The sequence below is a fragment of the Streptomyces sp. NPDC000229 genome (genome assembly GCF_040300825.1).
Lineage (GTDB): Bacteria > Actinomycetota > Actinomycetes > Streptomycetales > Streptomycetaceae > Streptomyces.
The window spans coordinates 1-2,918 of the sequence record NZ_JBEPEL010000159.1; the positions used below are offsets into that span (position 1 = coordinate 1).

2 protein-coding genes and 1 pseudogene are annotated in these 2,918 nt (G+C 65.4%); 2 read left to right on the plus strand and 1 reads right to left on the minus strand.

Annotation, left to right across the window (positions count from 1 at the left end; genetic code table 11):
- Positions 1 to 79 (plus strand): annotated as a pseudogene (locus ABT360_RS35180) (YfcE family phosphodiesterase); the annotation flags it as partial.
- Positions 80 to 474: 395 nt separating this feature from the next.
- Here ABT360_RS35180 and ABT360_RS35185 read toward each other — a convergent pair.
- Positions 475 to 684, minus strand: coding sequence for a hypothetical protein (locus ABT360_RS35185; protein WP_351825812.1), 210 nt, complete (start codon positions 682 to 684; stop codon positions 475 to 477).
- Between the two features lie 460 nt (positions 685 to 1,144).
- Here ABT360_RS35185 and ABT360_RS35190 point away from each other — a divergent pair.
- A partial coding sequence (locus ABT360_RS35190) for a hypothetical protein (protein WP_351825814.1) occupies positions 1,145 to 2,918 on the plus strand: 1,774 nt, incomplete at its 3' end.

Here is a 2,918-nt window from a genome sequence, read left to right on the forward strand (position 1 = left end):
GGACAGCACGGCGCCCGGCGGTCTGAGGCTGCTCAACCCCGGCTCGCCCACCGACCGCCGCCGCCAGCCGTACTGCACGTAGTGGTCGTGATCGCCGTCGCTGTCGGCAATCTCGAACTGTCGGGTGAGGTCCAGCGTGAACGTCGGAGGACCGTCAAATGAGTAGGTCCCGTACTGGAACAGAAGGCCATCAGCATCGGGTGTGTTGGGAACGTCGAACAGCCGTCGGCCGAAGCGGAGGAAGGCAAGCCAGGCGTCTTCCGTGTCCGCTGCTGATGGTGCGCGACACGGTTTCACAGGTCACCGGAACGCCGGCTCGCCCGTTCCGGCAGTGGGCTTCGGAGAACGCCGACGCCTTCCGTTGAATCGCCAGGGCCTGAGCACGTTCATCGAGTTCAGCCAAGCTAAGCCGTCGAAGGCGGACACCTCCACCAGCCGCACCACCAGCTGGAGCCCGCCATCGCTACGCCGGCCTCAGCCGTCCGGGTCCGGCTCGTGCTCGATCAGCCGATCCAGCCCCGACAACGCGCACTCACACAGCTGCTCCCGCTGGCCTGCGTCCAGCCAGGGGCAGGCCAACAGCCAGACGTGGATGCTGGTTTTCTGGTCCTCCGCGAGACGCACGATCACCACCCCGTCCACCCCGTCCGAATCCGGGACGTCGGGATAGGGGTCGGTCGTCATGACCTCCACCCCGTGGCGCCTCAGCACACGCTCATGCGGTCGACGACGAAACATAGACACCGCCCTCTGGTCGATCAAATACGAGTCGTGTGACTGCACAAGCGCGGCGTGTACAGGATGGCGATCTTTCCCCTATTCCACGGGAGTTGCACGTGATGGGCTTGCGTCGAACATCCGTACCCTTCAAGGAGGATCGTTGCGACGCACACGCATAATGATGGCGCTGCGCTGCATGGCAGTCGGCGCCGTCCTTACCGTTCTGGCCGGGGTGGGACCCGCTTCCGCTGCCGGCTTACCGAAGGAACCTGATCCGCTGGGAGCGCCGCCGAAGGTCCACGGACCGGAGACGACCAGTCTCGTGCTGGCCGGAGGGCGGCCCGTGTCGGGGAAGAATCTGGTGGCCGGGCCGCCGTCCACGCAGTCGGGCGGGGTGTGGCAGGTCAATCGGACCATGCCCACCTTGAGTAATACTGTGACAGACCCGGACGGTGACAAGGTCAACCTGACCTTCGCCGTCTACACGACGGACGCTTTCGGCAACCCCGACAAACAGATCATGATCAAGGACCAGCCGTACGGCGTCCTCGTCTCGGGCTACGTCAACTCCGGTGGCACAGCGAAGGTCACCGTCCCGGATGGGAACCTGAAGCCGGGCACGACCTACGCGTTCCGTACATCCGCCTACGACGGAAGCCTGTACGAAACGGAGTGGTCCGCGTGGGGCAAGTTCAAGACCCGTGGCCGTGCGGTCGACATCAAGCTCCCCGAGCCTGACAAGAACGCCCCCGTGCTGAACGAGGACGACTTCCAGGAACCGCAGCCCATCGGCAAGCCCAACGTGTACCCGGTCCCGCCGGAGGTTCCGCCCACCGGGTCCAGCGCACCCGAAAATGTCACCAGGCCGCAGGGCTACAGCGAGAAGGACGGCTGGAGCTGCGGCGAGGTGAACAAGGAGACGAACATCCAGCCGTGTTCGCGTCTGGTCCCGGACAACAGCAAGAAGACTCGCGACGCCCTCAAAAAGAAAGGGTTCGGGGTCACGGCAGGGCTTCCGCACCTGGTCGACTGGTGCGACACACGCAACCTGGACATCAAGCGCTACGAGGCGTGCATCAGCGGATTCACCTACGAGTACGAGGGAATCGTCGTCAAGGACGGCAAGCCGACCGGTGAGATCCTGAACGCATCCTGGGCCGTCGGCCAGGAAGTGAAGCTGTCGGGAACCTCGGCGACGTTCACTCAGCAACTCGTCCTCGTCCCGATCCAGGTCGATGCCAAGTTCATATCGGTGACGCTGAACGTCCGCTTCGACTGCATGATGCCAGACCGCTGCTCGAACGGTCCGCAGTCGTGGGACGGCGCCCTGGAGTGGCTGGGAGCCGACCCGTTCTCGCACACGGCCATCGGGAAGAACGACCACACCTGGAACGCTGTGAACAAGGCCGACACCCTCGACCTGTCCACGAAGATCACCGCCTACTCGCCCGTGGCGAACCCGGCCGCTTCGCGCTGGGAGACCGCCGACGCGCAGATCCGCTGCGACAAGATCTCCTCCACCACCCCGGGCTGCGCGTTCCACAAGTACGTCCCCACCTGGGTGATGAACTTCAAGAAGACGCCGCAGGCGGTCGCGCACGCATGGCTGATCCAGTCCAAGCTGTCCAACCACCCCGGCAGCCGGTCCGCGAACAAGCCGATGTTCTTCCTGCCCTCGGCGGACAAGAACGCCCCCGGCCGCGACCCGAACAAGAACCGTGACGTCATCTGCCCGAAGAACAGCGACGGAACAAGCTGGGCGTCCAAGTACGGAAACCCGCGGACCACGACCGTCCCGGAGATCAGCGCCAGCGACAAGCCGTCGTGCGACGAGTTCGCCTACGCCTCCAGCTACAACTCCGGCGGTATGCCCGGCGGCGTCGTCGGCGGCATGAACCCGGTCGCCTCGGGCGACGCCTGCGTACAGACCTACGCCACCCGCGTCACCCAGGGCGAATGGCGCCTCTACGACGACGAGCGCCTCGCAGGCCCCACCTGGAACGAGGTCTGCGGCCGGTCCTCCATGTCCGGGTGGATCAACTCCACCTCGATGGGCGGCACGTTCAGCTCCGGCTTCTCGGGTAAGTACCGGCTCCTCGACAAGGACCCCTACTGGGTGTCCTTCCCCGAATTCGGACACTGCGACGCCAGCAAGGCGACGGCCGCCCGACGCCAGCGTCCGCCCGTCGGGCGCGAAC